General features: G+C 43.6%; 25 protein-coding genes. 6 read left to right on the top strand and 19 right to left on the bottom strand.

What is annotated here, in order from left to right; genetic code table 11:
* Positions 1 to 73: 73 nt before the first annotated feature.
* The 3 genes from LCL96_RS12965 to LCL96_RS12955 form a co-directional block, all read right to left on the bottom strand.
* Positions 74 to 796, bottom strand: a complete 723-nt coding sequence (locus LCL96_RS12965) for an amino acid ABC transporter ATP-binding protein (protein ID WP_224941877.1) — start codon at positions 794 to 796, stop codon at positions 74 to 76.
* A complete protein-coding gene (locus LCL96_RS12960) occupies positions 793 to 1,449 on the bottom strand; it encodes an amino acid ABC transporter permease (protein WP_224943426.1) in 657 nt (218 codons plus the stop codon). Before LCL96_RS12960 ends, LCL96_RS12965 begins: the two co-directional genes overlap by 4 nt.
* Positions 1,450 to 1,608: 159 nt before the next feature.
* Positions 1,609 to 2,433 carry a basic amino acid ABC transporter substrate-binding protein gene (locus LCL96_RS12955; protein WP_224941876.1) on the bottom strand — a complete coding sequence of 275 codons (825 nt, stop codon included), beginning with the start codon at positions 2,431 to 2,433 and terminating at the stop codon, positions 1,609 to 1,611.
* 192 nt (positions 2,434 to 2,625) lie between these two features.
* Between LCL96_RS12955 and LCL96_RS23610 the strand changes: the two genes are divergently transcribed.
* On the top strand, positions 2,626 to 3,495 hold the full coding sequence (locus LCL96_RS23610) for an STAS domain-containing protein (protein ID WP_318246427.1): 870 nt from the start codon (positions 2,626 to 2,628) through the stop codon (positions 3,493 to 3,495).
* Between the two features lie 540 nt (positions 3,496 to 4,035).
* Here the strand turns inward: LCL96_RS23610 and LCL96_RS12945 are convergent.
* Positions 4,036 to 6,780 carry a GTP-binding protein gene (locus tag LCL96_RS12945; RefSeq protein ID WP_224941875.1) on the bottom strand — a complete coding sequence of 915 codons (2,745 nt, stop codon included), beginning with the start codon at positions 6,778 to 6,780 and terminating at the stop codon, positions 4,036 to 4,038.
* A gap of 246 nt (positions 6,781 to 7,026) precedes the next feature.
* Positions 7,027 to 8,217: an MFS transporter gene (locus tag LCL96_RS12940; protein ID WP_224941874.1), complete on the bottom strand. Its 1,191-nt coding sequence runs from the start codon at positions 8,215 to 8,217 to the stop codon at positions 7,027 to 7,029.
* A 544-nt stretch (positions 8,218 to 8,761) separates the two neighbouring features.
* On the opposite strand from LCL96_RS12940, the gene pxpB reads away from it, so the two are divergent.
* From pxpB to LCL96_RS12925, 3 genes are all read left to right on the top strand, one after another.
* Positions 8,762 to 9,481, top strand: coding sequence for a 5-oxoprolinase subunit PxpB (gene pxpB, locus LCL96_RS12935; protein WP_224941873.1), 720 nt, complete (start codon positions 8,762 to 8,764; stop codon positions 9,479 to 9,481).
* Positions 9,478 to 10,482 carry a biotin-dependent carboxyltransferase family protein gene (locus LCL96_RS12930; protein WP_224941872.1) on the top strand — a complete coding sequence of 335 codons (1,005 nt, stop codon included), beginning with the start codon at positions 9,478 to 9,480 and terminating at the stop codon, positions 10,480 to 10,482. Before pxpB ends, LCL96_RS12930 begins: the two co-directional genes overlap by 4 nt.
* Before the next feature lie 79 nt (positions 10,483 to 10,561).
* The gene (locus tag LCL96_RS12925; RefSeq protein ID WP_397549068.1) at positions 10,562 to 11,704 is read left to right on the top strand and encodes an NRAMP family divalent metal transporter; all 1,143 of its coding nucleotides are present in this window, start codon (positions 10,562 to 10,564) and stop codon (positions 11,702 to 11,704) included.
* 96 nt (positions 11,705 to 11,800) lie between these two features.
* On the opposite strand, the gene LCL96_RS12920 is transcribed toward LCL96_RS12925, so the two are convergent.
* From LCL96_RS12920 to LCL96_RS12900, 5 genes are all read right to left on the bottom strand, one after another.
* Positions 11,801 to 11,998, bottom strand: coding sequence for a YwbE family protein (locus LCL96_RS12920; protein ID WP_224941870.1), 198 nt, complete (start codon positions 11,996 to 11,998; stop codon positions 11,801 to 11,803).
* A 33-nt stretch (positions 11,999 to 12,031) separates the two neighbouring features.
* The gene (locus tag LCL96_RS12915) at positions 12,032 to 12,262 is read right to left on the bottom strand and encodes an excisionase family DNA-binding protein (RefSeq protein ID WP_224941869.1); all 231 of its coding nucleotides are present in this window, start codon (positions 12,260 to 12,262) and stop codon (positions 12,032 to 12,034) included.
* A 20-nt stretch (positions 12,263 to 12,282) separates the two neighbouring features.
* Positions 12,283 to 13,659, bottom strand: a complete 1,377-nt coding sequence (rlmD, locus tag LCL96_RS12910) for a 23S rRNA (uracil(1939)-C(5))-methyltransferase RlmD (RefSeq protein WP_224941868.1) — start codon at positions 13,657 to 13,659, stop codon at positions 12,283 to 12,285.
* A gap of 135 nt (positions 13,660 to 13,794) precedes the next feature.
* Positions 13,795 to 14,166: a hypothetical protein gene (locus tag LCL96_RS12905; RefSeq protein ID WP_224941867.1), complete on the bottom strand. Its 372-nt coding sequence runs from the start codon at positions 14,164 to 14,166 to the stop codon at positions 13,795 to 13,797.
* Positions 14,166 to 14,471, bottom strand: coding sequence for an antibiotic biosynthesis monooxygenase family protein (locus LCL96_RS12900; protein WP_224941866.1), 306 nt, complete (start codon positions 14,469 to 14,471; stop codon positions 14,166 to 14,168). The genes LCL96_RS12905 and LCL96_RS12900 overlap by 1 nt, the downstream gene beginning before the upstream one ends.
* A gap of 255 nt (positions 14,472 to 14,726) precedes the next feature.
* On the opposite strand from LCL96_RS12900, the gene LCL96_RS12895 reads away from it, so the two are divergent.
* Positions 14,727 to 15,077, top strand: a complete 351-nt coding sequence (locus LCL96_RS12895) for a hypothetical protein (RefSeq protein ID WP_224941865.1) — start codon at positions 14,727 to 14,729, stop codon at positions 15,075 to 15,077.
* A 618-nt stretch (positions 15,078 to 15,695) separates the two neighbouring features.
* Here the strand turns inward: LCL96_RS12895 and LCL96_RS12890 are convergent.
* From LCL96_RS12890 to LCL96_RS12860, 7 genes are all read right to left on the bottom strand, one after another.
* Positions 15,696 to 16,610 (bottom strand): diacylglycerol kinase, encoded by a 915-nt coding sequence (locus LCL96_RS12890; protein ID WP_224941864.1) that lies wholly within the window; start codon positions 16,608 to 16,610, stop codon positions 15,696 to 15,698.
* 373 nt (positions 16,611 to 16,983) lie between these two features.
* Positions 16,984 to 17,781 (bottom strand): arylamine N-acetyltransferase, encoded by a 798-nt coding sequence (locus LCL96_RS12885; RefSeq protein WP_224941863.1) that lies wholly within the window; start codon positions 17,779 to 17,781, stop codon positions 16,984 to 16,986.
* 14 nt (positions 17,782 to 17,795) lie between these two features.
* A complete protein-coding gene (locus LCL96_RS12880) occupies positions 17,796 to 18,575 on the bottom strand; it encodes a class I SAM-dependent methyltransferase (protein WP_224941862.1) in 780 nt (259 codons plus the stop codon).
* A gap of 388 nt (positions 18,576 to 18,963) precedes the next feature.
* Positions 18,964 to 19,344: a helix-turn-helix domain-containing protein gene (locus LCL96_RS12875; RefSeq protein ID WP_034760875.1), complete on the bottom strand. Its 381-nt coding sequence runs from the start codon at positions 19,342 to 19,344 to the stop codon at positions 18,964 to 18,966.
* A 184-nt stretch (positions 19,345 to 19,528) separates the two neighbouring features.
* The gene (locus LCL96_RS12870) at positions 19,529 to 20,095 is read right to left on the bottom strand and encodes a thioredoxin family protein (protein ID WP_224941861.1); all 567 of its coding nucleotides are present in this window, start codon (positions 20,093 to 20,095) and stop codon (positions 19,529 to 19,531) included.
* A 405-nt stretch (positions 20,096 to 20,500) separates the two neighbouring features.
* Positions 20,501 to 20,665 (bottom strand): hypothetical protein, encoded by a 165-nt coding sequence (locus LCL96_RS12865; RefSeq protein ID WP_224941860.1) that lies wholly within the window; start codon positions 20,663 to 20,665, stop codon positions 20,501 to 20,503.
* Positions 20,631 to 21,059 (bottom strand): DUF4257 domain-containing protein, encoded by a 429-nt coding sequence (locus LCL96_RS12860; protein ID WP_224941859.1) that lies wholly within the window; start codon positions 21,057 to 21,059, stop codon positions 20,631 to 20,633. The genes LCL96_RS12865 and LCL96_RS12860 overlap by 35 nt, the downstream gene beginning before the upstream one ends.
* A 101-nt stretch (positions 21,060 to 21,160) precedes the next feature.
* On the opposite strand from LCL96_RS12860, the gene LCL96_RS12855 reads away from it, so the two are divergent.
* A complete protein-coding gene (locus tag LCL96_RS12855; protein ID WP_179884840.1) occupies positions 21,161 to 21,316 on the top strand; it encodes a hypothetical protein in 156 nt (51 codons plus the stop codon).
* Between the two features lie 86 nt (positions 21,317 to 21,402).
* On the opposite strand, the gene LCL96_RS12850 is transcribed toward LCL96_RS12855, so the two are convergent.
* Positions 21,403 to 23,022: a M4 family metallopeptidase gene (locus tag LCL96_RS12850; protein WP_412103598.1), complete on the bottom strand. Its 1,620-nt coding sequence runs from the start codon at positions 23,020 to 23,022 to the stop codon at positions 21,403 to 21,405.
* Between the two features lie 317 nt (positions 23,023 to 23,339).
* Positions 23,340 to 24,770 carry an Asp-tRNA(Asn)/Glu-tRNA(Gln) amidotransferase subunit GatB gene (gene gatB / locus LCL96_RS12845; RefSeq protein ID WP_224941857.1) on the bottom strand — a complete coding sequence of 477 codons (1,431 nt, stop codon included), beginning with the start codon at positions 24,768 to 24,770 and terminating at the stop codon, positions 23,340 to 23,342.
* Positions 24,771 to 24,777 lie beyond the last annotated feature (7 nt).

Below are 24,777 nucleotides of genomic sequence, written 5' to 3'. Positions count from 1 at the left end.
AATTGGGTTTTGAAAATAAAAAGACTCAACCTGGCAATCCTCTACAAGCGATTCGCCCCTCATTCGACGAATTTTATAACACTTTACTCAAAAATGCCTGCGTACGCTCATGTTTCGGACTTCCGAAAAGCTCTGCCGGTCTGTTTTCCTCGACGATGAACCCACCGTCCATGAAGATCACGCGGTCCCCCACTTCCCTGGCGAATCCCATCTCATGAGTGACGACCACCATCGTCATCCCTTCTTTCGCCAACTGCTTCATGACTTCTAGTACCTCTCCCACCATTTCGGGATCAAGGGCTGAAGTCGGTTCATCAAACAGCATGATTTCAGGCTCCATGGCTAGTGCCCTGGCAATGGCCACCCGCTGTTTCTGTCCTCCTGATAAAGAATCGGGATATACATAGGCTTTCTCTGCCAGACCCACCTTATCCAAAAGCTCTAAGGCCTTCTGTTCCGCTTTGTCCTTCGACCACTTCCGAACTTTCATCGGAGATAACATGATGTTTTGAATCACGGTTTTATGAGGGAACAGATTGAATTGTTGAAAGACCATCCCCACATCGGTCCGTACTTTATTGATATTTGTTTCTTTTGACGTGATATCCTGGTCTTTAATATACACATGTCCATCGGTAATCGACTCCAGGAGGTTCAAGCATCTTAGAAATGTTGATTTCCCTGAACCCGATGGTCCGATCACCACGACCACTTCCTGTGGTTCGATTTTCACATTGATATCTTTCAATACTTCTAATTCTCCAAAGGATTTCTTAAGATTCACTGCTTTAATCATTCGGTTGCCATCCTCCGCTCAATATAGTTTAGTAGATACGTAAGTGATAGAGTAAGGATTAAATAGATCACTGCGACGGCTAAATATGGTTCCCATACACGGTAGTACTGGCCCTGCATGGCCCGGCCCCAATACATGAGCTCCGGTGCCGCGATGACCGCTGCCAGGGAAGAATCTTTCAATAAGACGATGAACTCATTTCCAAGTGGAGGAATCATCCGCTTGAAAGCCTGAGGAATGATGATATATCTCATCGCCTGTATATTGGTCATCCCAAGGGAACGGGCCGCTTCCATCTGTCCCCTGTCAATCGACTGGATTCCCCCACGGAAGATTTCAGCAATATAGGCTGTCGCATTCAACGTCAATGCGACCAGGGCAGACACGGCCGGGTTGATTTCTGACATCAATGCTGGCATGACCCCAAAGTGAATGAGGAGGATCTGTACAAATAATGGCGTCCCCCTGAAAAAGTTTATGTACCAAATGAAAGGTGTTCGAACGAGCAGATAAGGTGAGATCCGGAAGATTCCCATAAGAAGCCCAAAAATCAAACCAAGAAAGATCGCCCCTACCGATAATCCGATTGTTAGTAGTGCACCTTTTAAGAAGAAAGGTAAGTATTCTCCAATAATATCCCATCTGAAATCCAGCATACAATAACTCCTTTTGTCTGGTTGGCGGCGTTATTCCGCTTTCCTTTTCAAGTAGTAAGTAAATAGACTCATATAAAAAGGGCGTGTGAAGAAGGAATATGACCTCCCTCTGATAGGAGAAGATCTGATATTCCCTTCACTACGCCCCTCTTTCCTTTATTCCGCTTGCTCTAATAAAGCGTCAGTGTTCGGTTCTGTACCAAACCATTCTTTGTAAATGTCTGCATATGTCCCGTTTTCGATTACTTCTTTTACAGCTTTATCGAAGTCAGCTTTCAGCTTACTGTCCTTCGGGAACATTAACCCGTAAAACTCGGATTCGAAGTTCTCCGGATCTTCCACTGTTTTGAAGTTATCTTGTGGATTGTTTTTCACATATTCGTTCACAACCGTATTATCCGTCACGACAGCATCCACTTGACCCTGTTTTAATGCTGTGATGGCGACTACGTTATTTTCATATTTAGAGATATCAGGACTGTTCTGTCCGACAATCTTCTCTGCTGCTTCCTGACCGGTCGTCCCATTTTGAACCCCGATCTTCAGTCCTTTCAGATCATTGGCGCTCTTAATATCTGTTCCTTCACCAAACATGATCATATGAGTGGATTCAAAGTACGGATTGGAAAAATCGAATGTTTCCTTACGATCATCATTGATCGTAATTCCGGAGATTCCCATATCCACTTCCTTACCGCCTTGAACAGCTGCAAACAACGGATCCCATCCGATGTTTTTCACATCGTATTCATAACCGGCTTCTTTCATCACCGCATCCAGGAAATCGATATCGAATCCGACTACCTCTCCTTTATCCATATACTCAAATGGAGCAAATGCTGCATCGGTTCCGACAACCAGCTTTTCTTTTTTATCGCTTCCGCCTTCTCCTCCGCTTGCTTCATCGCTTCCACAGGCAGTCATAAATCCTGCCATCCCGATCATTAGTACTAGAAATAATCCCCTGACTTTCTTCTTCATTGTTGGCCCCCTAAAGTTTTTTGTTTTTTCTAATAATTATAATTATACATATATTATACTAGAAAACAAACACAAATTAGAAAATTGATAGTATTATGAATTTTTATTCCTGTTGTTTTCACCCTTAATGATTGACAGTCTTTCCTATAGGTTTCAGAATAGAAGAATAAACCAATTTCAGAGGGAGCGTATATGGATACTCATTCGTCTCATTTATATGAATACTTAGTAGACCACGCCTTAGACTTTACAGAAGACTGGCTTCGTCACCAGCATATTAAAACGGGCTCACATTATTCTCCTGATTCTCCACCTGAGGTTCTGAATAAAATCAAAGAGCAAAACGCCAATTATGTAAAAATCATTGCACAGTGTCTATTACTATCTAATGAAGAATCAAAGAAATTAATATCTGAATGGACGAAGCAAACAGCAGCGGATCGAAGTAAATCAAGCACGACCTTGGATGAGGTTGCACGCAATTCGGGTATCTTCAGAAGAGTGTACTGGACATACGTAGAGCAATTTACAAAAGAAAATATTGAGTTGAATATTCAATTAAAAGAAGTATTCGAGTGGGAGCGCAAGATTAACTTCGCCTTGGACTATGTATTAGAGACTTTCACTTCTACTTTTTTATCTATCCTAATGAACAGACTGCAAGCCCAGTCCACCTTGATCAAGGAATTAAGCACTCCGGTTATTTCTTTAACTTCTGAAGTGGGACTGCTTCCGATTATCGGGGATATCGATACGGACAGGGCACGATTGATTGTGGAATCAACCTTACAACAAAGCTCCCATTCCCATTTATCCATGCTGATCATCGATCTATCAGGGGTCGTATTGGTGGATACGATGGTGGCACAGCAAATCTTCCGACTGATAGATGCCTTGAATCTACTAGGCGTAAAATCCATCATCACCGGCATCCGTCCTGAAGTAGCCCAGACAGCCGTCCATCTGGGACTTGATTTTTCCAGCATTCAGACCGAAAATTCCCTGGAGCGCATCATTGCACATGTCATTCAGGAGAACACAGGATCATTGCAGGAGTTGTAAATTCATAATTTTTATTACTTTTGAAAAAACGAGTGCTGGTTGATTTGCGCTCCAGATGTTCGCTTTCCGCGGGGCGTGAGTTGAGCCTCCTCGGGCTAAAGCCCTGTGGGGTCTCAACTTTCCCGCATTTCCCGCAGGAGTCGAACATCTTCCGCTCCAATCAACTGTCGAACGTATATTTGTTACTCTATTTTAAGTAAATGCTATATTCTTCACATCATTCTCTAAAGAATGAAGCAATGGATTATTAATCCCCATTTCAATATTGACTTTAGCTCTGTCACAAAAATACTTTTTAGATGGTGAGGGGAACTGCGGAGACTCCTACGGAAAACGTGCGTGCCGAGACCCCGGAAGCATTCTTGCGCTGAGGAGGCTCGGCCGAACGTCCGTGGAAAGCGCAGCAGTTCTCCTCACCATCCAGCACACTATCACTGACAGAGCTGCGCAGATCATATATTTAACATAACAACAATGCCAAAAGAGCAAAAAAAGACTGATTCTTAAGGGAAGTTCCTTCCCAAGAATCAGCCTTTTTGTTTATGAAAAATGATGTGATGCGTTATAGCTTGCTTTCACCATGTATTCATGCTGAAGCAGCTTCACTTCGAATAAGGTGATCGGATCGAAATATCGTTCCGGGTTTGCTTTCATGATCTTCAATGCATTTTGATCGGACGCGATGTCCTTTTCTGTATCTTTAATCGTGATCTCCAATTGCTTAAAAGGATCCGCAAAGAACGAATGAATGTCCTGTTGCAGTGATTTCTCAAACAAATCGAACTGAAGGAAGAACTTATTGACAACCGATTCCGTAATATCCTGATAGTCTTCATTCTCGAGATAACGCTTGTATTGATTGTACAGTATCGACTTATTCTGCGGCAGTACACCGAGTAACTTCCCTGCGCTTTTCAAAAGGAATTGAGCAGGCTTAAATCGGAGAAGTATATTTTCTTTATCGATTTGAGCCCTCGTCCCCATCCTGCTGACATCCCTGCGCCAATCATCGACCACCTGAAAATCACATTGTAAAACGACTTTATCTTTTCCAAATAGTCCGTTAAACGTTTCACTCATTTCGTTCAAATAGTCCTGACTATCTTGAAGTTCCTGACGTGAAGTGGCAAGCCAATCCTCAAGGGAAGTGACATATCGCGGCATGAGGTCTTCCTGGATATAATCCTGGATCCTCGTATTCATCGCTTCATTCAATTCAAGGTGAATCTGTTTGAAGTCACTTTCTTCACTGATCAATTCTGAACAACCGCTTAGGATTGCCGGTATTTTTTCAGAGATTTCCTTTTTCATGGCTTCCTTCTTCTTGTGGAAAGAGTCTTTGATGAGGGAGACCTTATCACTTTGCATGTCACCTAAATAGTTCTCAAATCCATTTAGACGAGTTAGGATATCTTCGTTTTTCTCGATGGTATCCTTCAAGTCATTCTCACGATTCTTCCGACTTGAGTACAGATCCCTTAACGTTTTCCTCACTAAATAAAACAGCTTGCTTCCTCTTTCTTCTTTCAGGGCAGCACTCTTCATCCTATACTGATCTGAAAGGAACGCCTCAACATCTTGACGCTGCAGATGAACGGCTTCGAGGGATGAATACGGCAGTACCTCTGCATCAGGGAACCATTCACGGGCTTTTTCCCTTGCCGATTCAATGATTTCTTCGGTACGGTCTGTATGAGACACTTTGTCCATCTTATTCAATAAGAAATGAACGTTCACCGGTTGTCCGATTTCCGTTAACTTCCGTAAGGTCTGGCGGTCTTCTGCGTTAAATGGCGCATCGGCATTCAGAACGTACAAGAGACCGTCTGCTGCAGGATAAAAAGAGGTCAGATCATCCAGATGCCTCTTTCCTGTTTGAACATCAATGATGGCCGTTCCATTCTTCTTAAGGAACTCGGATGGAAGCTTATACTCAACGAACGCTTCCCGCTGCATCAATTCTTCGAAATCAGCGATGCTTTCCACATGATGAACACCCTTATCGTGAATCTCCTTCACTTCTACCTGCTGATCATGATAGCTGTAGATGACGGTTGAATCGTCCGCTTCTCCTACGCTTTCCCCAAGGACAGATTGTACGAAGGAAGACTTCCCGCTTGAAGCACTTCCTGCAATCAATAGATGATGTTCGCTCAGATCCATCAGCTGTTCTGCAATCCATTGGGTCTTGTAACCAACCGGCGCCTCATTCCGTTCAGACCACTGGATGATTTTATTCAAGAACAGGATGATGTCTTCAAAACGGGCCTGGTAAGAGTCTCCTTCCAATAAGATCTTCTCTGCTTCTTCCTTTACCATTGGTTCGATGCTGTAGGAGAACACATCGTTCCAGGCTAAAACGGCCGCTGCCGGGAATAACGGCTGTTGATCTCTGCTCACTTTCAACCAATTTGTCAGCATGGTTGGCATGAAGCCTTCGAGGTCTTTAACAAGGTAATCCCCTTCCAGGAATCCAAGGTATGCAGATTGGAACTGGGAAAGGATTTCTTCCCACGATTCGTTTGGAAGGACTTCCACATATTCAAAGATCGTATTGACCGTCAGCATCCATTCAATATGGGCAGCCGAGTGGCTTTGATAGCTTGACCAGAGAGCTGATACAAGCTCTTTAAATTGTTTACGGTCTTTTTCATAAACGGTGATTAACAGGTCATAAAAGTAATCCGGAGCAAATGATCTTGTATAGCCCAGATCGCCATACTCTCTCAGAATCATGAACCAGGCAGGCTCCTGAGTTCGGATTGATTCCTTTACCGCCAGCTCCACCGCTTTACTCCAATCCTCCTGCTCTTCATAGAACGTTCTCGCCAGCTCAGTCACATTGGCATAGTCCGGTTCAATGGACAACGCTTTTTCAATGGTACGATAAGCCGACTCGATTTTGTTTCGTTCAATATAAAGGGAGAATAGTTGAAGCGATACTTCCATGGTCAAAATCATGCTGTCTGTTTGAATGGCAGTGTATACATCCTCCGCTGACGACAGCATCCCAAGCTCATAGTAAGAATCCGCAATGTTCTTCTTTGCCCATGGCTCAAGTTCGTTCAGAATGCTTTCCCATTTGAAGATGGCCGCTTCATAGTCCCTGCTGTGAAAATAGACCTCCCCCTGCGCATAGCGGATGAACGTTAAATCATATGGTTCATTCTGCTGCTCTTCCACAAATGCTTCTCCAAGCACTTCTATCGGATGACGGGTTGTGTCCTGATCTACTAGAAAAGTTCGATAAAATGACTTCTCCATCAGTAATTTTTCTTCTGTCATAATGGCCTCCGTTATATGTGGATCCCCTGTTTCGGGAACCTCACAGACTTGTCTATTTCTCTCATTCTAACAGAAATTCTCGTGGATAAAATTTCATTTCCTTTTCAAATTCCGATTGATACTTTCTGCCGTGATTCAATGGAATCAGTTCCATTACAGAAGAAAGGACCATCCGTTACGAAAGGCTTTGATGCACTTTCGAAAAGGATAGTCCTTTATACTTACCACCATTACACGGCCCTCAAACTAAGCGGATGTCTGGTGTGCAAACTTTTTATGTTTGCGGCCTTCAAGTATGGTGACAGCCAGAGCAATAAGTAAGAACAGGCTGGAAATCTGGAATAATACTCCTGTCTCGACATATTGAGCCAGGACTCCGAATACCAAGCCGCTCAACCCGATCCCAAGATCGATGGAAGAGAAAAACATACCGTTCGCCACTCCTCGTCTATGATCCGGGGTCATGGACAATGTCCATGATTGAAGGGTTGGGATCAGAGAGCCGAATCCCACACCGAAAAGAATACCGGATATGACGATAAGGAAATCAGAATGGGCGAAAGACAGGACCCACATCCCGATAAAAGTCACGACGATACAGAATAGAACAAGTCCCTTCGGTCCCCGCTCATCAAACCACTTACCGGCAATCGGTCTTGATAATGATGCCATGATCGCATTACACAAATAAAACAGGAAGATATGCTGAATTCCGCGTTCTTCCCCAAAGATGACGATAAAGGTTACGATAGAACCGTATCCGAATGTCACCATGATGGTGATGAAAGCCGGGAACCAGCTTGATTTCTCGACTAAAGAGCCGAGATACGAAAACTTCAAGTCTTCCTTCTTCGTATCTTTGACCACTTGAGGCGTCTGATAATGGACGATCCCCAAAAGGACGATCGCAATGACACCAAGCACGCTGGAAGTGATGATCAGATTCGTAAAGGTCGTGACCTGGAATAAATAGATTCCGAGACTCGGAGCGATGATCATACCGATCGTAATCGATAAACCATAGTAACCCATCCCTTCGCCTAAACGGGATTTAGGCACCACATCGACCGCTGCAGTTCCGTTGACTGTTGTGGACCATCCCCAGGCAAGCCCGTGAACTAAACGGAATATAAGGAAAATGAATACGACACTTGATAATGGATAAATCACCGTAATTAAGAGTAATGAAATCACCCCGATTAAAACGAGGGGCTTTCTGTCCCTGTACTCCAGCATGAATCCAATGAAGGGCCTGCTTAACACGGCACCAATTGAAAACAACGTCGTCACCAGTCCGATTTCCAGCCCTGAAGCGCCGATCGACTTAATATAAGGAGGAAGTGTCGGAATCAGCATCTGAAACGACATAAACACAAACAAATTCCCCACCATCAACATAATAAAAGACCTCGTCCATAAAGGCTCCTTCACCTTCATAAAAAAAACCTCCAATCCCATCTATCAAACTCCATTATTTCATGAGGATATTATTTCGAATTACTAAATAATAGCACACAAAACACATTTGCGATACGATTTAACACAACGGAAATGTGTAAGTATTTGACAGAAATCGAGAAATGATCATTTTAGCATCAAGGAGAGTAAAATCATTATTATGAGGAAAATTATTCTTACATGTTTTTGGGCTCATTCCGGGTAGAGAAGGGCAGGTGAAAGAGCAAATTCATTCGCTCCTTTCGCCTCCCTTCTCTACCCGGCCTTTCAGATAAAGCTGAAAGACGAGTGAAACGTACGTTTCACTCAAATGAGCCAAAAAACTTCTGCAATACTTTTAGGTTCAAAGTCTTAATCTCACTCTTTCAATCAGCTATTTCCCAACCTTTTATTGAAAACACAAAGAATTATACTATAATAACAACATGGCCAAAATTTCTGAATAATCTTATTTGCGCGGCCATTCATACATAATTATTTTGTTTCATTAATAATCATACAAAACCAGAATGGAGGTAGTTCTTTGAATTATACGTTACGCCCACTAGGCGACCATGCCGTCGTCATCCAATTAGGCAGCTCAATTCAGAACGAAACACACGAACGGGTGAAAGCGGTAACAAATCTATTTGAAAACCAAAGACCCCACTGGCTTGTGGAATATATTCCGGCCTTCACTACCGTCACACTCTATTACGATCCAATGAAAATCATCGAATCACATCAGCCCTATCAACACACATTACCCTATAAGATCGTCTGTTCAGAAATCGAACACGCACTTTCGAACATGACCCTCGGAGAACAAGAAGGTTCACGTATCATCGACATACCGGTCTGCTACGGGGGCGAGTTCGGTCCGGACCTTGAAGAAGTCGCAAATCATCACCAACTGACCACTGAGGAAATCATTTCCAAACACGCAAATGGTGACTATCTCGTATACATGATCGGCTTCGCTCCCGGCTTCCCTTATATCGGGGGGATGTCCCCTGATATCGCGACGCCGAGAAGAAAATCACCCAGACTGAAAATACCTGCAGGCTCGGTTGGAATCGCAGGGGAACAAACAGGGGTTTACCCCATTGAAACACCGGGTGGATGGCAGCTGATCGGCCGTACTCCTTTAAAACTGTTCAAACCGGAAAATGATGACTCTCCAAGCTTACTCCAAGCCGGAGACCGCATCCGTTTCAAGCCGATTTCATTTGAAGAATATAAAGCATTGGAGGAGGAACAATGATTAACGTAATCAAACCCGGCCTCCTAACGACCATTCAGGACCTGGGAAGGTACGGATATCAAAGATACGGCGTCATCGTAAGCGGGAGTATGGATCCCCTCGCTCACAAAATCTCGAATCTTCTTGTCGGCAATGATGTGGACGAAGCTGTCCTTGAAATCACACTGATGGGGCCAGTCCTTGAATTCGAGGAAACAACCCTTATTTCGATTTGCGGGGGTGACCTTACTCCGACCATTGACGGAAAACCGGTTCCTTTAAGGAGATCCCTATTGGTCAAAGCAGGCAGTATACTGAAATTCGGGTCCTGCACAAACGGATGCAGAAGTTATCTGGCGGTTGCAGGCGGCTTCAACGTGGAAACGGTCATGAACAGCCGGTCCACATACGTGAGGGCTGGCATCGGGGGAGTGAAAGGGCGTCCCCTAAAGGCAGGAGATACCTTACAACCAGGAACAGTCAGTGAGGAATCTGCCAATATGGTCGAATATCTACTTCCGTATGTGGAAAACAGCAACTTCACCGAAATTGATTGGTCGATTTCATCTGAATTCATCTCATCCTATCATCAGAAGAAAGCCATTCGGGTGATTCCGGGAACGGAATTCGATTTGTTCACTGAAGAAAGCCGCGAACAATTTTTTAACAAACCCTTTAAGGTTTCTTCCCAATCAGATCGCATGGGATACCGTCTTGAAGGCCCGTCCCTCCATCTCGAAGAGGAATTCGATTTGATTTCAGAGGCGGTTGTGTTTGGTACGATTCAGGTTCCGTCGGACGGGAAGCCGATCATCCTGTTGGCTGACCGGCAAACGACCGGCGGTTATCCGAGAATGGGATATATTGCATCGGTGGATCTGCCGCTCATCGCTCAAACGAAGCCAGGGGAAGAAGTCACGTTTACCTTGGTCTCCCATGAAGAGGCTCAGGAGCTTTATATCGATCGTGAACGACAACTAAACCATCTAAAGCAGGGGATCGCCTTGAAGTTTCATTCTTAACATCATCCAAGAAAACAAAGGAGCGAATCATTTGAAGAAAAAATCGAATTTCAGTTTATTATTAGGAGCTGCGTTCTTAATGGCGACATCTGCCATTGGACCAGGATTCCTGACTCAAACAACGGTATTTACCGAGAAGCTCGCCGCAAGCTTCGGTTTCGTCATTTTAGTTTCCATCCTAATCGATATCGGTGCCCAGCTGAATATTTGGCGCATCATTGCCATTTCTGAGAAACGGGCACAGGATATCGCAAACGATGTCCTGCCGGGACTGGGTTACTTCCTTGCCATCCTGATCGTGGCAGGTGGCCTGGCCTTCAACATCGGTAACATCGCCGGAGCAGGACTCGGAACAAATGTCCTGTTCGGCATTTCACCTGAGATGGGAGCATTGTTCAGCGGGATTGTCGCTGTCGGAATCTTCCTTGTAAAGGAAGCAGGCAGATTAATGGACAAGTTTGCTCAAATCCTGGGATTATTGATGATTATTTTGACCGTATATGTCATGTTTACAGCAAACCCACCTGTCGGGGAAGCAGTAACCAAAACATTCGCTCCCGACACCATTGATTTTCTTGCGATCATCACCCTTGTCGGAGGAACTGTCGGAGGATACATCACCTTTGCCGGAGGGCATCGATTATTAGAAGCGGGGATTACAGGGAAACAAGCACTTCCTGAGATCACCAAGAGTTCCGTATCAGCCATCGGTATCGCATCCATTATGCGAATCTTTCTATTCCTTGCGGCGCTGGGGATTGTGGCTCAAGGATTTGCATTGGATCCCAAGAATCCACCAGCATCCGTCTTCCAATTGGCTGCTGGGGATATTGGATACAAGATGTTCGGAATCGTCATGTGGTCTGCCGCTGTTTCTTCGGTTGTAGGGGCCGCTTATACGTCCGTATCCTTTATCCGGACGTTCAGCCCGCTACTTGAAAAATATCATAAGTGGCTGATCGTCGGTTTCATTACGATCTCAACCCTTGTATTTGTCATTGTAGGTAAACCAGTCGCCATCCTGATCCTGGTTGGTTCCCTTAATGGATTGATCCTGCCGATCGCCCTTGGCGTCATGCTGATTGCCGCACATAAAACGAAAATCGTCGGTGACTATAAGCATCCGATTTGGATGACCATCTTCGGACTGCTGATCGTCGTGGCCATGTCTTATATGGGCGTGTACTCACTAATACAAGGCATCCCTCAGCTATTTAGTTAAGGGCACAAAAAACCTCGCTTCCCTGTTAGGAAGCGAGGTTTTTTTGTACCAGATCATTTAAATAGAATACAAAAAGTAAGAGAATGCACCGGCCTCTTATTTTTCAATAATCTTTTTCACCCGACCGACTTGTCCATCCGCTAATCGGACCTTGATGCCGTGCGGATGATTAGGGGAATTGGTTAGTATATCTTTCACAATCCCACGTGTCAGTTTATCTGTACGTTGGTCTTTTTTCAGGACAATGTCCACTTCAAGACCCGGTTTGATATTGGAACGCTGTTGTCCGTTCATTGTATTCTCCATTTCTTCTTAGTATTTTCCAGACTAGTCTTCGTCCTTCACATCGATATCTTCAGGGATCGGTTCACTTAAATATTCAGCAAGCTGCCGCTTCATCTTTTCCATCTGCTCCAGATGCTGATTGAATTGATCCCGATATAATAAATACTGTTCCCCGTCATGTACCGCACGTATTTTCTTATGTTGTACGAGGCTTTCAATATACGATTCAGGCAGGGACAAGTATTCGGCTGTTTCTTTAATGGTGAGATACATCGGTCTTTTCCCTCACTTTGCTAATCGACTAACTCTATCTTCGCAACGGCTTCACAGTGCATCGTCTGTGGGAACATATCAACAGGCTGAACCTCTGTTGTTTTATACCCGCCGTCTTCCAGTATTCTAAGGTCACGGGCAAGTGTCGCCGGATTACACGATACATAGACTACACGCTTCGGTTTCATGGACAGGATCGTGTTGAGAAGCGCTTCATCACAGCCCTTCCGCGGTGGATCCACGACGAGGACATCTGCTCTGATTCCTTCTTCATACCAATCGGGAATGACCACTTCTGCTGGCCCTGCTTTAAATTCCACATTCGTCATGTCATTCAAAGCAGCATTTTTCTCCGCATCTTCTATCGCTTGAGGTACAATTTCGACTCCGTATACTTTCTTCGCCTTTTGAGCAAGGAATAAAGAAATCGTCCCGATTCCGCAGTACGCATCGATGACCGTTTCTTCACCTTGTAGATCCGCATACTCCAACGCTTTATCATAAAGCACCTTTGTCTGCTCCGGATTCACCTGATAGAAGGATCTTGCTGAGATCGCGAACTTCACATCGCCGATATAATCATGGATCACCTCTTCCCCCCATAATACTCGGGTGGTGTCGCCCATGATCACGTTTGTTCTTTTAGGGTTCACATTATGAACGATCGATTTTAATCCTTTAATATTTTCGACAAGTGCTTCGATGATGGCGTTCTTATGCGGAAGCTCAGGCGTCCGTGTGACCAATACCACCATCACTTCCCCTGTCGTATACGCCGTTCGGGTCATAATATGACGAAGAATCCCTTTATGATTCTTTTCGTCATAGGGACGGACCTCTAGTTTCTCGCATATATTCTTCACATGCTGGATGACTTCATCATTTTTTTCATATTGAATGATGCATTTGTCCATGTCGATGATTTCGTGACTGCGCTTCTGATAGAATCCGGCAACAAACCGGCCGTCTTTTTCCCCAACGGGTACCTGGGCTTTATTTCGGTAGCGCCATGGTTCTTCCATGCCAAGAACAGGGTGTACGATGACGTCATGAAGCTTTCCGATCCGCTGCATCACATCACGGACATTCTTTTCCTTCGCTTTCAGCTGTCCTTCATAGGTCATATGCTGGATTTGGCATCCTCCGCATTCCCGGTATATCGGACATGGGGGCTCTTGTCGGAAACTGCTTTCCTTTCTGCGTTCCGTCAATCGGCCGAAACCGTAGCCTTTACTCGTTTTCACGACTTTGACCTGACCTTCTTCTCCAGGAAGGGCATTGGGAACGAATAATGGATATCCGTCGACCTTGGTGACACCATTCCCGTCATGGGTCAGGTCTTCGAATACGGCTTCATCTATATAATCATTTTTTTGAACGGGTGCTTTTTTACTCACGTATATCTTCCTTTACGAATTCCTTTTTAAGACTCTACTGATTGTACCATAAATGATGACGGAGAATGAAATCGTTGGAGGTCCGTCCCTCTCTATATAAAAAAGCATCGAACACTATGGATCGATGCTTTTGATTCAGGTTGTTGGGATGTTTTCCTTATCTGCGAACTGGATGGACTCGATTGCCTGTTTCAGAAAGAGCTTGAAGGCTTCCCCATTTTCCACCTTGTGCTCCTCCAGAGATTCCATGATACATTTGAAATTATCGATGAGGTGGTCCGATTTCATTCCCCTGCTTACGAGTACACTGTTCAACCAGAGGGCATAGTCGGAAAACACTTTTGATTCGCCTACATCCGCGGCAGACTCCAGATAGTTGAAATGATGGATATTATCTTCATAGCATTTCTTTCGCCCGGTTTCACCGTATCGATCATCCAATTCCGGGTACCGTTCGTACAATTTTATAACCGCTTCATCAATGACGCTTTTATACTTATTTTCCATCAGTACGCCACCACCTTATATCGGTCAATGGATGGAATGATGGATGCCAGCTCTTGGTCCGGATATTTCTTCTCCAGCTCATGAATCCGTTTATAGTCTTCACTCTGTACCCACGTCATGAAGTGTTCCTTTTTATCCCATTCCATATGGACGGTGATTTCTCCCGGCTTCTTTTCATTTTGCAAGAGCAGGAATCGTTGAAACCCTTCGGCCTCGTCTACCAAACCTGAACGGGAATGGTAGATTGAGATTACTTCATCCGCTTTTTCATCAGGAACACCAAATGTTGAATGTACGATATACATTGAATTCACCCTCCAGTGACTTATTGTCCGACATGCTTTTTATTCACTGTACCATAGTCAGCGAGTGGTGAGGAATACAAATTTTAACAGAGGGCTGCACTTTTCCAGTAAAGATGACAATAGATTTAGAAATTAAACAGTTTCATGTAATTCTTCATTTTACTTGATAGGATGTTAAAACTTACCGCGTTTCATCCGATCTACAAAGGGTACAATGGTATGTGCAACAATTCTAGAAAGAGAAGGTAGATAAATATGAACCCAGACTTCTTAGTAAACCTTATCCTTGTAGGAAACGTTTTTCTTGGGGTATTATTCGCCCTTAAGTCAAGAAGGTGGTGGCTGCCCTATATATTAATCGGACTCACCTTTCTAACTTTGACCTTTGGATTTGGAATAACGCTCTTGATGAATAAGGAATCCATCCTTGCCTATTTATTCGTATTCGTGGTCGGGCAATTGATATGGGTTTTTGCTTTTGTGATCGCGGCCCATCTCTTATCCTGGATTGTCAGGAAGGTACCATTCCGTCATAAGCAGCAGATCGGCTGGGGCTTCTTGATCGGATTCCCTTTGTCTTTTTCTATCTTTTTGCTTGTTCATTAGAGAGATTGGGAGTATTCTCCATTCTGAAGATTCGATAAAAATAAAATGCTGTTTTCGTAAACTTTGTTGTTTTTGAAAAAGCGAGCAGATGTTGATTTCCGCTCCAGATGCTCGCTTTCCGCGGGGCTGGCGGCGAGCCTCCTCGGGCTAAAGCCCTGTGGGGTCTCAAGATCCAGCTACGGCGGCTAGCCCCTCGAGGTCATAAGCTAAATGAGCCAAGAAGGCAAAAACCGCCTTCCCGGCTCATTCATCTTATGCTTGTCGGGGCTGAACGAGCCGCCTCCGCTTTTCGTCCTGTCCAGCGTTTCCCGCAGGAGTCGAGCATCTTCCGCTCCAATCAACATTCTAAGTATCCGTTTGTTACTCTTAAGTGAGGGATTGTAGTTAATATAAATCTTTAGTTTCTTACTTAATTTCTAATGACCATCTAGCTCTGTCACCAAATGATTGTTTAGTGGGTGAGAGGAACTACGTAGACTCCTACTGAAAATGGACTGCAGTTCCCTTTACCATACAGCCCGCCGACTCGTAGATCATGTGATTTAAATAACCACAACCTTTCCTAAAGAGCCAAAATAAAAAAGGAATGCCATAACCCCTGTGGCATTCCTTTTTATATTATTCAGCTTTGTCTTCCGGGCGGATTTTATCGAGTGGAACGAATACTTGCAGATGACGATACAAGTTTTCGAATTCTGCAGGAAGGACTCCGCCAAGCTCGCCGTCTACATTGAGCTGTACCTTTTCTTTCGCCTTGATCTTGATTCGATTGGCCTGAGTGTAGATGACATTCGGATCATTCACATGCTCCCCGCGTACAGCAAGGGAAGCGATTCGGATAAATTCTGCCAGATTCGTTTTCTTCAGAATCAGGAGTGAAAATAAGCCGTCATTGATTGAGGCATCCGGAGCCAATTTCTCGAAGCCTCCGACCGAGTTGGTCAGTCCGATCAGAAAGAGCATGGCCTCCCCTTCAAACAGCTTGCCGTCATATTCAATCGATACGTCCGTCGGCTTGATGGAAGGAAGCATTTCAATCCCTTTTAAGTAATAAGCAAGCTGTCCCATCATGGTTTTAAGCTTACTCGGCACTTCATAGGTCAACTCCGTAATTCTTCCCCCGCCGGCAATATTAATGAAGTAGCGTTCGTTCATGCGTCCGATATCGACCGGGATCGTCTCACCCTTCGTGATCACGTCAATGGCTGAGCTGATATCCTTTGGAATATGCAGTGCCCGGGCAAAGTCATTGGTTGTCCCCATGGGAACAATTCCAAGCTTCGGTCGGTATTCCTGTTCGGCCAAGCCGTTGACGACTTCATTTAGCGTACCGTCCCCGCCTGCAGCCACAACGATATCATATTGGCGTTCAACAGCCAGACGTGCCGCTTCGGTCGCATCCCCTTCGCAAATGGTTGCGTGAACCGAAGTTTCATATCCTGCCTGCTCAAGCTTAATTAATACTTCAGCCAAATGCTTCTTAAAAAGCTCCCGTCCTGAAGTAGGATTGTATATTATTCGTGCTCGTTTCATACCCATCATCCTAATCTGTATTAATTCAAAAACTCGTCCATTTATATACCATCTTTTAACATCATATACCAAATTGAATTATTCATGCAAAATGTGTTGTAAAGGGAGATTTTCTTCTATTCCTCCACCGGTCAATATCATAACTCTTTTCAGTAGAAAAATCTAATGAAATATCGAATTTCCAGAAGCCCGTTAACCGATCTTACGGAAGATTGTCAGAAAGAATACATAATTGGACACCGTTGGAATCTCATTCCATACAGGATCGTTATATATATTTATGATCGAAAAGCTCAAATTAGAGTAGTTCATTTGCCTTAAACCTCCCCAAACAAAAAAAACGTCCAGAATATCACCACGATATTCTGAACGGCTATGGAAATAGTTTGATATTCCGTTTTTGTAAAAACTGGATAGATTCTTCAAGTGACCTCATATCGAAATGATAGACTTCCCCAATGACGTCTTTCCATCTATCCATATCCTTCATTTGATATTCACGGATATTCCGGTATGTCATGACCTTCAACGTCTGGTTACGGAGGAAGTAGCACTGGTTGCCCTGAAAGCGGACGGCCGTGATCCTCCTCATCGTGATGTTGTCATCTGAATCCAAGTAGGAGGCTTGAATGTCAGACTCCAATTCTTCCTCTTCAAGAGGAACCCATTCAATGGTCTTTTTCACAAAGGTCTTTCCATTTGAACGACGATCGACTTCAAATTCTCCTATGTCCTTCTGTGTAAAAATGATTTCCTCCCCAAATCCGTGAAGAAGATGTCGCTGTCTCGCCTCAAGCTCGACCGGCTTCATGATCGGAGAACCGTATCCTACATCAACATATAGCTTTCGATGTTCAATCTCGATCATCAATCCGAGGTGACCTGGGTTCACTCTGACAAATGAACAGTGGAATCCTAATTCCTTCAACAGCCTCCCGAAATTGATATTTAATGTAAAGCAGGTTCCCCCCCACCCTTTCAAGTGGAGATTCTCCGCGAATGTCTCTAACGAAGGCACAAAGGATTCTCCTTCGGAGAAATAATAAAATTTACTAAACGTCTCATAAGGAATGCGGATCAAATGTTGCTGGATCAGCCGTTGTAAATAGTTCAACGTAGGAGGCTCGATATCCATATTTAAATAGTTCACATATTTTTTTACTGCTTCCAATCCGATCACTCTTTCTACTTTTTCATCAGGCAGACTGTAAACTGGTGCTGAAGAGTAAACTCATGGTGAGAATCGTAACGCCTGGACAAGAAGGTATGTAGGGATTGCAGCAATCCTTCTATTTCCGTATCCTCCAAGTGAGTTAGGAAGGACAGGGATCCCACGCGTTCACACCAGGACTGAATAGTGAAATTCACGGCATAGTTAAAGGTGTAAAAATCTTTCACGATAAAATCAGCTTGCTGCCATTCTAACAACCATTCCACAGGAAATCCATTCACCTGATTGCTAGGATCCGCTTTTGCTTCTGTGGATGATTGATCGATATTTTCATATAAAAATGTCATCGTATCCCGGACTACTTCCTGAGTCAGCAGGAAGGTGGAATCGCTCACAATGAACGTTCCTTTATCTTTCAATATCCGCTTGATTTCATTGTTCGCTTTCGGTCGATCAAATAAATCCCAGCTTCTGTGGATCATGGCGATATCATAATAGCGGTCTGGCAAATTCGTCGATTCCGCCGTACCTGTCAGATAAGGAATCTCTAAGTATTGTTTCTTCTCCAAAGCCTTGGCCGTTTTCCTCATTTCAATAGAAGGCTCCACACCAATCACCTCGGCTCCACGCTTATGAAGTTTTCTTGTCAGAGCTCCGGTGCCCGATCCGATTTCGGCCACTTTCTTTCCTTCCCACACAATTCCTCTTACCTTTAACGTATCAAAAAATTGATGCGGAATATCATCACAAGACGCAGCATAACGGGAGGTCACATTACCAAAATTCACTTCCATTTACTCTCTTCCCCTATCATAATTGATTTTCACTCTACTGAACGTTACGATTTCATGTCAACTCCATCACAAACCCGCCCAACAAACAGCCGTCCATTCATGCTGCCTTACACATCTACTACATTCTGCATCCCAAAAAGAAATTCCTGCAGAGCCCTGTTGAGGGACGGACCTCGATGGTCTTTATATCGTCATAATTTAATTTCTATTTAACTACCGTTCACTATTAGAAAATATCCTATTTTAGTCGGTACTAAACCTTGAGAGATACTATATTTCTATCATTAAATCCAGATATAAAGGGCGTAAATAGAGGTCCGTCCCTCCATCATAAAACAAAAAAAAACGGTCATGTGGCATGACCGTTTGGTGTGTGATGGATGTTCTTTTAGTTGTTTGCTCCAGCTGCGATCCGCTTTACGTTTTGTTCGGCGGTTTTGGTCAGGTCTGGAGTGAATCCGTTCTTCATCCGTTGATTTTCTTCATTGAAGTAGTCCTGTACTTCCTGGTCAAATTCTATTTCAATAAGATCACGGATGTCTGTGATTCTAAGGGCGATCATGATGGATACAAGATGAGCCACCGTCAAGGATTTCTTCTTGAAATTCACTAGCTCATTGATCGTCGCCACTCTTAAACCTGTTAAGCGATGGAGATCGCCTTGAGTCAATCCTCTTTCGCGCAGGATTTCTCCCAATTTAATGTGAATTTTATGGGGAAATTTATTCAGCGCCTCTATTACAATGGTATTTGTCTTTTGGTGAATCATGATGCTTCAACTCCTCATCCTATACCATATTAACGTGAATAAGGTTATTCGTGAACCGGCAATAAATACCATCGTATCGGGCACTTTTTACCATTTCATTTTGAGCATGGATGAGGCACCGTGAATGACATGGAAGAAGACCCCCGAGTTCAGCGTCCGGAAGTCTTCCATTCCAACTATCATCTTACATTAATACGCTTTGGACGAGGCTCGTTTTCAAGCTTTCGTACACTTCCTGCCATACCTGTTCATCCTTGTTATATTGTGAGGTCAAGCGTTGGATCATTTCCTTCTGTTTTTCAGGGAAGAGTTCGTGATCTTTCGGCGGAAGCTTTGCCCGCTCATCATCGACGATTTTTTTGACCATTGGCGCTCTCGGGCCCCATACCAGCTTTTCATTTCCGTCCCGATCGATGAAAATGAAGATCGGGATCGCTCTCGACGTTCCATTGGTCAAATATTGATCCATCAATTCAAGGTTTTCATCCCTCAGGATCATCCGTACTTCAATATTGGCCTCCTCTGCCACTTTAAGAAGGATCGGGATATTCAACATGGCGTCTCCACACCAATCCTCCGTGATCGCAATCACACGTAACGAATGGCCTCCAAGTTGCTTGAGCACTTCTATATCATCTTCCGGAACGCTAAAGCCCGTCCGAATGGTTACTGTATTCTCTTTATGAACAGTCATGCCTTTTATATAATCTTCAGATGTCATTCCTTTATCAAACCATTGATTTAAGTTCATTTTCTTCCTCCTCCAGCGTTTCACCACCGTGAATCACTGCACACTATTCTCGGAAATTCTCTCTCTAGCATATTCATAATTCTTTTATTCTACAAGTGAAATCTCCTACTAAAATTTCAATTGTACGATTATGCCTGTAGGAATATAATATAAGAAAAGCAACTCCGTGAACAGGTTCCAATGAACTGCTCCCCCGCGATGCTCTTCCATAAAAAAAGGAATAGCCAAGAAGCTACTCCTCAACCATTTTCCAGAGGGGGATGGAAATTGGTAAGTATGGAAAAGAGATGTATCTTTCATACATCTTTTTTTGACAGAAAAAAAGCTGACTCAATTGTCAGTTTCATCCTCGCTTTTTATGGTTACATTAAATGGATATAGGACGATTCTTTCCATTGAACCATCTTAGACATCCTGTGATTTCTCAATTATTTTTGCCACTTTATTGTAGTAGTAGTTCAGCTCGACTAGGCTATCTGCCTCCTTCAATCTCTTTAGATAGTGGTTCGCCTTTTCATATTCTTCTGGTGGCAGTTCAACCTTGATTCTTTTTTTCTTCCACTTCGCCAACAGGTTTCACCTCATTATGGTTTGTAGATCCTCCCTTAGAGGTCGGTTCGAGCTGATAATGAGATAGCTCTTGAATATAGGATGCTTTGGTGCTTGCTAAATTCTGTTCGATTTTCCGTGTAATGACGGAACTTCCCCCGATACCTGATAATAAACTAATGTAGATCACATACCAAATGGGGACTGTTTCGACTACCGGTAACACAGACAGATATCCTGCTAGAACGCCTATGATAATATCCTTTGTTGAGCCAAAAAGATAATGTTTCTCACCTCGGTCATCGATAAATTTTCTTGGAAAAGTGAAATGACCATTTTTGAAAACCAGAATATGTCCTAAGCCTCCAATACCACCCATTAACATTGGCAACAAGATCACTTCAAATAAGGACATTCTATCCACCCTCTGGAATCATTTACTAATATTATATATTATTTACAGAAAATTCAGAATAGATAATTGGACGCAATTTTGTCCACTAAAGGAGCGCCATTATGAGAAAAATTGTGATGAAAGTCTCGTCAGTCGACAAACTTCGATTCCAAAACTACATGATGCAGTTAAAAAGAGCGGAATCGAAAGTGGAAGCGGATACGTACTACCGCCTTGCCAAACAGATTCTGGAGAAGGCAAAAAGAAAGCAAATGTAAGCATGCACCTTCATTGAATCGTATTCGAACAATTCATTACCATAAAAAAAGAAGAGCCATTACAGCCCTTCTTCTCAATCCATTATTTAGTTAACGCCAACAGCATTATACGCTGCTTTTACACTTGCCACCTCAGCACTTCCTGCACCATATAAATCTGTAGCCGCTTGGACTGCTGCTGAACGAAGCTGGCTGTAGTTAGAAGATGGTGTTAAGTATTGAGTAAGGGCACGGTAATAAATCTTTCCGGTCTTAGCGTTTCCGATTCCCGATACACTCACCCCATAGTGTGTACCACCTTGACTTAACAGGTACGCGGCCTTGTTTCCGATACCACTATTGATATGAACCCCGCCGTTATCTTGAGTTCCTGTGTATCTTACAGAATAGTGATCCGGATCACCGTATTTTGCCGGGTCAGACATGGAACGAAGGGCATCCCCGCTCTTATTAGGTGTATAGATGTCTTCCCCGATCTCCCAGTCCGGATTAATATTGGCATCAAACTCTACTAATGTTCCAAAGATATCGGACATGGATTCGTTGATCGCACCTGATTCATTTTGATAGATCAGGTCGGCTGTCGTGTCTGTAACAGCATGAGTCAGTTCATGTGCCACAACGTCCACTCCACCTGAAAGGGAAATGAATGTCGAACCGTCTCCATCACCGTATACCATCTGCTGGCCGTTCCAGAATGCATTATTATAGTTTCTGCCATAGTGGACAGTCGAATTAAGTGCGCCGCCATTTCCATCATAACTGTTGCGATTATGTGTATTCTTATAGTAATCATACGTTTTCCCTGCGTAGTAATGAGCATCTACAGCAGCCGCGTCATAGCTTGCATTAAAGACATTGTCACTATCTGCCCACAGCGAACCTGGCAAGCGGGTACGATTCTTTCCATCATACGTGAACACTCCTGAACCCCTCGTCAGATCCTGAAGATAATAGGTTGAAGAAGCAAGGTACGTATTCAACGATTTTGTATCTCCAAGTACGCCCTTACCTGAACCTACAGTATTTGTTCCTCCTGTAACAGCGCCTCCACCGCCAGGTTTTCCACCTGCTTCATGGATTTCATTTACTTTGCCCAAGATATCCCCTGTGACAGCATCCACGAAATAGTTCCAGTTCCCTGGTTCTGGTGCTAGGAAATTATAGTTTACTAGATATGCATAATGGGCTTCCCCATCTTTTACATAGATCACTGAATCAGACTTAGGTGCATATTCATAATCAGGCTGACTTCCGACTGCTTTCACCAAATCTTTTTCACCCATTGATACAGCTTCTTTTTTGGATACTTTTTTGGCTTTCTTCAAGTCCTGTTTGGCATCCAGGTTCGCAATCGGAGCTCCGGATAATGCTGTCAAAACCCCATCCTTGTTCACATGGGCAGTTAATTCGGCACCATAAACTGGCGTCCCTTTGTATACTTGCTGGATGCGAAGGTATGTAAATCCTAAGTCATCTTTCTGTTTGTCTTTTACTTTGAAGGATAATTTTGCATCACCTTTAAATTTGAAGGTCTTTTGCTTCTCCGTTAAATAATCGAAAACAATTGTTTCCGGAGCCTTTGATGACGCTTTTGTTAATTGACCAGAAATAAATTGAGGAGTCCCCATTTGTGAATTAAAATTCACTTTCTCACTCACATTCGAAGCTCCAAATGCTTCTGGAGCCAATACCGGACTCATCATCAAACCTGCTGTTAATCCCAATGCAACGACTTGTTTCTTCAATTACAACACCTCTTTATAAGAATTTTCTAACTATTTAAAACATTAAATATACTATAATACAAGCCTCTTTCATGACGAACGAGCCTAAAGACCCGGATTTCTCGTTTTTCAACCTCGGGTTAAATGACCTATACAAAATGGACAAAAATCACTCAAATCAGGAAAACTTGAACGAAAAAGAGGGACGGACCTTGAATAAAATTCAAGGTCCGTCCCTCAAACGAAAAAAGCCCTGTGAAAACAGGGAGTTTTCACAGGGCTTCCTTATGAAATGATTATCGTTTTTGAATTTCTTGAAGTAATAATTTGTTCACAAGCGGCGGGTTGGCCTGTCCTTTTGTCGCTTTCATGATTTGACCGACAAGGAAGCCGATAGCACGGTCTTTCCCGTTCTTGAAGTCTTCAATAGATTGTGGATTCGCATCCAGTGTTTCCGTCACAATCTTGAGTAAAGCACCTTCGTCCGAAATTTGAACAAGGCCTTTATCTTTCACGATTTGTTCAGGATCTCCACCGTTTTCTACTAGTTCTTTGAACACTTTCTTCGCAATCTTGGAAGAAATCGTCCCTTTTTCAATCAATTCGATCATGCCAGCTAAACCTTTAGGCGTAAGATTTACATCGTCCAGCTCTTTTTGCTGAGCATTTAGGTATGCAGACACTTCACCCATCAGCCAGTTGGACGCAAGCTTCGCATCAGCACCCGCTTCCACGGTTTCTTGGAAGAAATCAGACATTTCTTTCGTCAATGTCAAAACCATAGCATCGTATGCAGGCAGTCCCATCTCTTCTACGTAGCGCTTTTTACGCTCATCCGGAAGCTCAGGGATCTCAGCACGGATGCGATCCATCCATTCTTGATCAATATGAAGATGCAATAGGTCTGGTTCAGGGAAATAACGGTAGTCATCCGATCCTTCTTTCACACGCATGAGGATCGTTTTACCCGTTGATTCATCGAAACGAAGCGTTTCCTGTTGAATCAATCCTCCAGATAAAAGTACCTTCTCCTGACGTACGATTTCATACTCCAATCCTTTTTTCACAAAGTTAAAGGAGTTCAGGTTTTTAAGCTCGGCTTTCGTTCCGAATTTCTCCTGACCGATTGGACGAAGAGAAATATTGGCGTCACAGCGAAGCGATCCTTCTTCCATCTTACAGTCAGAAACACCTGTGTATTGGATAATGGACTTCAATTTCTCAAGATACGCATATGCCTCTTCCGGTGTACGGATGTCCGGCTCGGATACGATCTCGATCAAAGGCGTTCCCTGGCGGTTATAGTCGACAAGGGAATAGCCGTCACCTGAGTGAGTCAGTTTCCCAGCATCTTCCTCAAGGTGAAGACGAGTGATACCGATCCGTTTCTTCTCACCATTCACTTCGATTTCAATCCAGCCATTTTCACCGATTGGCTTATCAAATTGAGAGATTTGGTACGCTTTCGGGTTATCCGGATAGAAATAGTTTTTACGGTCAAACTTCGTATCCGTAGCAATTTCACAATTCAATGCGATGGCCGCCTTCATTCCGAACTCAATGGCACGCTTGTTTACTACCGGTAGAACACCAGGATATCCAAGGTCGATCACGTTTGTATTTGTGTTCGGCTCCGCTCCGAAATGGTTCGGTGCCGGAGAGAACATCTTACTGTCCGTTTTTAATTCTACGTGGACTTCTAGTCCGATTACTGGTTCAAAGTTCATTGATTTC

Origin of the sequence: Rossellomorea aquimaris (assembly GCF_020172085.1) — a bacterium.
GTDB lineage: Bacteria > Bacillota > Bacilli > Bacillales > Bacillaceae_B > Rossellomorea > Rossellomorea aquimaris_E.
This window is presented reverse-complemented; position numbering and strand designations above follow the sequence as displayed.